The following is a 6,634-nucleotide window of genomic DNA, read 5'->3' as shown; positions in this document are numbered from 1 at the left end:
CTCCGCAAGCCGCGAAGCACGTTGAGGCCTCGCTGCCTCATCCCCGTTGTCAGTCACCCACGAATGCTGCCACGCACACATTCCCACGAGCAACGCAGAATGGGGAACAAGTGGTATATACGGCACGAGGTCCCGCTGCCGGATGGTGTCATGGTCGAGCAGCCCGGGCCGATCACCACGTCAGTTGATCGGCTGCCGAATCTCTTCCCGGACCTTCACGACCTGTTGTGCGATCGCGTCGAGGTCGACCGAGTCGGGGTCCTGCGCGGCGTCCGCCGGGGTCAGGAAGGCGACGTAGGCGGCTGTGTTTGCGTCGCCCCAGGCGCACACCGGGACGGTGGCCGTGCCGTCCTCGTCCTTCGACAGCATCACGGTGCACTCGAGGTCGACGTCGGAGCCCGGTGGCGTGACGGTCTTCGCCGGCTTGGGCTCGCTCATGCCGTCCCCCTTCCGCAGCCCGTCCAGGAGACTGTCGCGGGGCTGCGCCGGATTCCTGAACTGCCCGTACATGCCGATGAGTACGAGTCCACTGTTACCGGTGGCGCTGGTGCCGTTGTAGGAGCCGCGGACCGCCTTGATGTTGCGGGCGTCCGGCCCGGGCCCGTAGCCGCTCTTCTCCATGTCGGCGTTCGCCTCGGAGGAGCCGTCCTTGATCAGCTCGTACTCGCCGTCCAGCAGCGTCTTCGGCACCGTCAGCCGGTACTCGGCCGCGGGGAACGGATTCGCGGCCTCTCTGGCGGCTTCGTCGGCGGCGTCACTGCCCCGGTTGCCGAAGTAGACCAGAGCGAGGAGGGCGGCCATCGAGCCGAAGCAAATGCCGAGGACGAGACCGGTCCGGTTCTTGCGCGGCGGCGGTCCTGACGGCGGCTGCCCCCAGGGTCCGGGGGCTCCGGGATACGCCGGGTACGGCTGCGGAGGCGCGGGCGGCTGCCCGTAATGAGGCTGGGGGTGACTCTGCGGATACGGCTGCCCGTACGGGTTCGGCTGGGTCGGCGGCGATCCGTACGGCCCGGCCGGCTGCTGAGGAGGAGGCATGGTCATGATCACACGCTACGTCAGCGCGGAGTTGTCCCCTGGCCGGAAAGCAGCTCTCCGAAGGGCATCGGTCACGCGAGCAACACCTTCTCGACGATGCTGACGACAGGGAAGACCGTCAGCCTCAACTCCCCGGCTGTGTCGGAAGTCCTGAACTCGACCGAGAGCCCCGTCGCTCCGCCCTCCTCGATGACTCGGAGGAGTGAGGCGCCCTCTCGGAAGAGGCTCAACCTGGCGTATCCGGTCTCCGTGAGCCAGGAAACCGCGACCGACCGGCCGACCTCGTCGTAGGAGAATGTCAGGTCCTCGCCGGTGACCTCCTTGAAGCGCAGTGTGCGCTGGGTCTCGCCGGTGACTTCCGGTTCCACACCGAGGGCGTCAAGGAGAACGTGAGGCGCGGCTGTCGTGAACACCATTCGGAGTCCCTTCATAGTTCGTACGGGTACAGGACGATCGACGGCGTGACGAACTCGATCCGGTCGCCCGGTCGCGGCAGCCGCGCCTCGTCGGTGAACTCCAGCAGTACGACGTCCCCGCCCAGCCGCAGTCCCGCCACGCGCTCGTCCTCCGCCAGATACTCGATGCTGCCTCGCAGCCTGAACGGGCCGTTCGGCTGCATGTTCTCGAGCAGGTCCGGGCCCTCCGCAGGACACCAGGACGTGACCGCGTCCGGGACGTCGATCTCCACGTCGTGAAGGCCTGGCGGCACCGTGCCGTGCCACCTCGCGTGCAGCAGCCCCCACGGGGACTCCGTGGCGCCCCCGTCCTGCAGCACCACCCTCACGTGCCCGCTCCCAGCGCCGGTGGCACCAGCCCGTCCGCCGCCGCGCCGCCACCGTACGACTCGTTCCCGTCGTACGACGAGCCGCCGGACGTTCCACCCGCGTCCGCCGCCGGCGCATACGCGCACTCCATGTGCACGCCCCCCAAGAAGCGGCCGCCCTCCGACATCCACTCGTGGACCTGGCGTTCACCGTTGCCGCGTTCCGTGCGCAGGATCCAGTTCTCGGACGCCTGTTGCTGCTCGTACGACGTGATGTCCCAGCCGGACCCGCAGCCGGGCCAGCGCCGTCAGCGCCTCGTCGCGCGGGACGTCGTCCAGCTGCCAGCTGTGGGAGAGCGCGTACGCGTTCTCCACCGGGGTGTCCGCCATGCCCTCCAGGCCGCCGGGGTAGCACGAGTCGGCGGAGTAGCCGTTGTACCGGCCCGCCGGCAGCACCGTGTCGAAGCCCGCCACCTCGTACGCCTCCCGCGAGCGCGCCGCGGCCCGGTCCGCCATCTCCTGGGGGGCCACGTAGTCCTCCGGGGTCGCGCTCTCGATCCCGTACGTCACGAACAGGCCCAGCACGAACAGCACCGGCGCGCCGATCACGAGGGCCAGGGTGATCCCCAGCCACCGGAGCAGGGGGACGCGAGGGCGTTCGAGGTCGTCGATCATGGTCCGGACGCTACGCGCGGCCTGCACCCGCGCGTATCCGCAGACGACCTCAGGCCGAACAGGCGCTGGTACTCAGCCGCCCCGGCCGGCCCGCGAGCCCGCGCTCGTATGCTCGCAGCATGACCGATCACCAGGGCGGACACGACGCGGGACGGCCCACCGCGAACGCCATGCGGCGCGCGCTCAAGCGGGCCAGGGACGGGGTGGCCCTCGACGTCGCCGAAGCCGCCGTGCTGTTGCAGGCCCGGGGGAGCGACCTGGAGGACCTGGCCGCCTCGGCCGGGCGCGTGCGGGACGCGGGGCTCGAAGCCGCCGGGCGCCCCGGGGTCATCACGTACTCGAAGAGCGTCTTCGTCCCGCTCACCCGCCTCTGCCGGGACAAGTGCCACTACTGCACCTTCGCCACCGTCCCCGGCAAGCTCCGCCGCGCAGGCCACGGGATGTTCATGTCCCCGGACGAGGTCCTGGAGATCGCCCGGCGCGGGGCCGAACTCGGCTGCAAGGAGGCGCTGATCACCCTCGGGGACAAGCCCGAGGACCGCTGGCCCGAGGCCCGGGAGTGGCTGGACGCCCACGGGTACGACGACACGATCGCGTACGTGCGCGCCATGTCGATCCGGATCCTGGAGGAGACCGGGCTGCTGCCCCACCTCAACCCCGGGGTCATGACCTGGACCGACTTCCAGCGGCTCAAGCCCGTCGCGCCGTCCATGGGCATGATGCTGGAGACGACGGCCACCCGCCTGTGGTCGGAGCCGGGCGGGCCCCACCACGGCTCCCCGGACAAGGAGCCCGCCGTGCGGCTGCGCGTCCTGGAGGACGCCGGCCGGTCGAACGTGCCGTTCACCAGCGGCCTGCTCATCGGCATCGGCGAGACGTACGAGGAGCGCGCCGAGTCGCTGTTCGCGCTGCGCCGCGTCTCCCGCGCCTACCACGGCATCCAGGAGCTCATCCTGCAGAACTTCCGCGCCAAGCCGGACACGGCCATGCGCGGGATGCCCGACGCCGAGCTGGACGAGCTCGTCGCCACCGTCGCCGTCGCCCGGCACATCATGGGGCCGTCCGCCTGCCTGCAGGCTCCGCCGAACCTGGTGGACGCCGAGTACGCACGGCTCATCCGCGCCGGCATCGACGACTGGGGCGGGGTGTCCCCGCTGACACCGGACCACGTCAACCCGGAGCGGCCCTGGCCACAGATCGACGAGCTTGCGGAGAAGTCGGCGGCCGAAGGGTTCGAGCTGCGTGAACGACTCTGCGTGTACCCGGAGTTCGTGCAGCGCGGCGAGCCGTGGCTCGACCCCCGGCTGTTCCCGCACGTCCAGGCGCTGGCCGACCCCCGCACCGGGCTCGCGCGCGAGGACGCGATCCCCGCCGGCCTGCCCTGGCAGGAGCCCGACGAAGGGTTCACCGCCACCGGGCGCACGGACCTGCACCGGACCATCGACTCCGAGGGCCGCACGCACGACCGGCGCGACGACTTCGACCACGTCTACGGGGACTGGGACGCGCTGCGCGAGGCCGCGGCGCCCGGCATGGCGCCGCAGCGCGTCGACACGGATGTGCGCCGGGCACTGAGCCGGGCGGCGGACGATCCGACGAAGCTCACCGACGACGAGGCACTCGCCCTCCTCCACGCCGACGGGCCCGCTCTCGACGCGCTCACCCGCATCGCCGACGAACTGCGCCGGGACGTCGTCGGGGACGAGGTGACGTACATCGTCACCAGGAACATCAACTTCACCAACGTCTGCTACACCGGCTGCCGCTTCTGCGCCTTCGCCCAGCGCCGCACGGACGCCGACGCGTACACCCTCTCCCTGTCCCAGGTCGCCGACCGCGCCGCGCAGGCGTGGGACGTCGGCGCGGTCGAGGTCTGCATGCAGGGGGGCATCCACCCGGACCTGCCGGGCACGGCGTACTTCGACATCGCGCGGGCGGTGAAGGAGCGCGTGCCCGGCATCCACGTACACGCCTTCTCGCCCATGGAGGTCGTCAACGGCGCCAGCCGGACGGGCATGTCGATACGGGAATGGCTGACGGCCGCGAAGGAGGCGGGCCTCGACTCCCTCCCCGGCACCGCCGCCGAGATCCTCGACGACGAGGTCCGCTGGGTGCTGACCAAGGGCAAGCTGCCCGCCGCCACCTGGATCGAGGTCGTGAGGACCGCGCACGAACTGGGCATCCGGTCGAGTTCCACGATGATGTACGGCCACGTGGACCAGCCCCGGCACTGGCTGGGCCACCTCCGTACCCTCGCCCGCATCCAGCAGGAGACCGGCGGCTTCACGGAGTTCGTGACGCTGCCGTTCATCCACACCAACGCGCCCGTGTACCTCGCGGGGATCGCCCGGCCCGGCCCGACGGACCGCGACAACCGGGCCGTCACCGCCATGGCCCGGCTCCTGCTGCACCCGCACATCACCAACATCCAGACCAGCTGGGTCAAACTGGGCACGGAGGGCGCCGCCGAGATGCTGCGCTCCGGTGCGAACGACCTCGGCGGCACGCTGATGGAGGAGACCATCTCCCGGATGGCGGGCTCCGGTTACGGCTCGTACCGGTCCGTGCGCGACCTCACCGCGATCGCCGAGGCGGCGGGCCGGCCGGCGAAGCCGCGGACCACCCTGTACGGGGAGGTGCCGCAGGAGCGGCAGGAGGCGGCCGCGGCGTCCGACGGACACCTCCCGGAGCTGCTGCCGCTCCTGCCGGACTGACCGGCATGAGCGGCGGCCGGGGGACGGCCCGGCTGCCCCGCCGGAGCCGTTCGACCCTGCCTGCCTGCCCGGTGCGCCGGGCCGGGCGGCGGTGACCCGGGCGGCTCCTCGCAACCCGCCCCGCACGGTCAAAAGCGACACCCGACAGGTTTGGTCACATACCTGCGCGATCCCCTGCGCGTCCCCGGGCACCTGGTTCCCGTTCGATTACAGTGCTGCGCCGGGCAGTGTTCGTTCGACGTCGTGGAGGGCACGGTGAGTGCAGCAGCCGCGGCCGTGTGGGGCCGGGCCGAGCAGCAGGACTTCCGTGCCCGCGTACGTGGCGCGCTCCTCGGCGGTGCGATCGGTGACGCGCTCGGCGCGGGGGCCGCGGGAGAGGGCCTCGACGCGTTGCGCGCGGCCCACGGGCCGGAGGGGCTCGTCGACTTCGTGCCGGTGGGCGGACGGCGGGGGACGGTGACCGCCGCCACCCAGATGACCCTGTTCTCCGTCGACGGGCTGATCCGCGCCCAGGTACGGCGGGACACCGGAGCCTGGCATCCGCCGACCGACCTGCACCGCGCGTACCTGCGGTGGGCCGCGACCCAGCGCGACTGGGGACCGGACGAGCGCCGCAAGGACAACGGCTGGCTGGCGCGCGAGGAATGGCTCTACGCCCGCCGCGGCCCTTCGCGCGAATGCCTGACCGGGCTCGGTGACGAGACCATGGGCACCCTTCAGGCGCCCAAGAACCCCTCCGCCCGCGACGCGGGCGCGCTGGTGCGGTCGGCGCCTTTCGGGCTGCTGGTGGGCTGGGAGCCGCAGCTCGTGTGCCAGCTCGCGGTGGAGTGCGCGGCTCAGACCCACGGGCACCCGACCGCGTACCTGTCCGCCGGGGCGTTCGCCGTGATCGTGCACGGGCTCGCCCGCGGCGAGACCCTCGACGGTGCCGTGCAGCGCGCCCTCGCGCAGCTGGCGGCCCGCCCCGGCCACCAGCCCGTCACGGACGCGCTCAAGCAGGCGCTGGGCTCCGTGCGCCAGGGCATCCCGAGTCCGACCCGCGTCGCGGCGCTCGGCGAGAACGGGCATGCGGAGGAGGTGCTGGCGATCGCGGTGTACTGCGCGCTCGTCGGCGAGGACATCCGCCACGGCCTGCGCCTCGCGGTGAACCACGACGGCCCGTCGGAGGCGACGGGCGCGGTGTGCGGGGCGCTGCTGGGCGCGCTCCACGGGGAGACGGCGCTGCCGCCGGCGTGGCTGTGCGAGCTGGAGGGGCGGGGGACGCTGCTGGAGATCGCGGACGACTTCGCGATGGAGATGACGCAGGGGCCGGCGCTGCACAGCCCGACGGCCACGGCGCCGGGCTGGCTCGCGCGCTATCCCCGCGCGACGACACCGGAACTGGCCTGAGGCCGTCCGCACCCAGGTGCTGGGGCCATCGTCCCGCAGGGCGGGCACGGCCACGGGC

At 72.1% G+C, this 6,634-nt stretch carries 7 protein-coding genes; 2 read left to right on the top strand and 5 right to left on the bottom strand.

The features are described 5' to 3' along the window. Nucleotides 1-180: 180 nt before the first annotated feature. The 5 genes from ACWD0A_RS31665 to ACWD0A_RS31645 form a co-directional block, all read right to left on the bottom strand. Nucleotides 181-1,041, bottom strand: a complete 861-nt coding sequence (locus ACWD0A_RS31665; RefSeq protein ID WP_451303717.1) for a hypothetical protein — start codon at nucleotides 1,039-1,041, stop codon at nucleotides 181-183. Between the two features lie 65 nt (nucleotides 1,042-1,106). After that, complete coding sequence (locus ACWD0A_RS31660) at nucleotides 1,107-1,451, bottom strand: hypothetical protein (protein ID WP_451303715.1); 345 nt, start codon at nucleotides 1,449-1,451, stop codon at nucleotides 1,107-1,109. Between the two features lie 11 nt (nucleotides 1,452-1,462). Beyond that, nucleotides 1,463-1,819 carry a hypothetical protein gene (locus ACWD0A_RS31655; RefSeq protein ID WP_451303713.1) on the bottom strand — a complete coding sequence of 119 codons (357 nt, stop codon included), beginning with the start codon at nucleotides 1,817-1,819 and terminating at the stop codon, nucleotides 1,463-1,465. Next, nucleotides 1,816-1,950, bottom strand: a complete 135-nt coding sequence (locus ACWD0A_RS31650; RefSeq protein WP_451303711.1) for a hypothetical protein — start codon at nucleotides 1,948-1,950, stop codon at nucleotides 1,816-1,818. Before ACWD0A_RS31650 ends, ACWD0A_RS31655 begins: the two co-directional genes overlap by 4 nt. Before the next feature lie 55 nt (nucleotides 1,951-2,005). Then, nucleotides 2,006-2,473 carry a hypothetical protein gene (locus tag ACWD0A_RS31645; protein ID WP_451303709.1) on the bottom strand — a complete coding sequence of 156 codons (468 nt, stop codon included), beginning with the start codon at nucleotides 2,471-2,473 and terminating at the stop codon, nucleotides 2,006-2,008. A gap of 119 nt (nucleotides 2,474-2,592) precedes the next feature. Here ACWD0A_RS31645 and ACWD0A_RS31640 point away from each other — a divergent pair, with 119 nt between their 5' ends. Both ACWD0A_RS31640 and ACWD0A_RS31635 read left to right on the top strand, forming a co-directional pair. Beyond that, a complete protein-coding gene (locus tag ACWD0A_RS31640; protein ID WP_451303707.1) occupies nucleotides 2,593-5,187 on the top strand; it encodes a bifunctional FO biosynthesis protein CofGH in 2,595 nt (864 codons plus the stop codon). Nucleotides 5,188-5,442: 255 nt separating this feature from the next. Further along, nucleotides 5,443-6,576 carry an ADP-ribosylglycohydrolase family protein gene (locus tag ACWD0A_RS31635; RefSeq protein WP_451303705.1) on the top strand — a complete coding sequence of 378 codons (1,134 nt, stop codon included), beginning with the start codon at nucleotides 5,443-5,445 and terminating at the stop codon, nucleotides 6,574-6,576. Nucleotides 6,577-6,634: the final 58 nt, after the last annotated feature.

The sequence above is a fragment of the Streptomyces sp. NPDC002867 genome (assembly GCF_053591895.1).
Note: the sequence above shows the minus strand (reverse complement) of the source record. Positions and strands in the feature narration are given on the sequence as shown.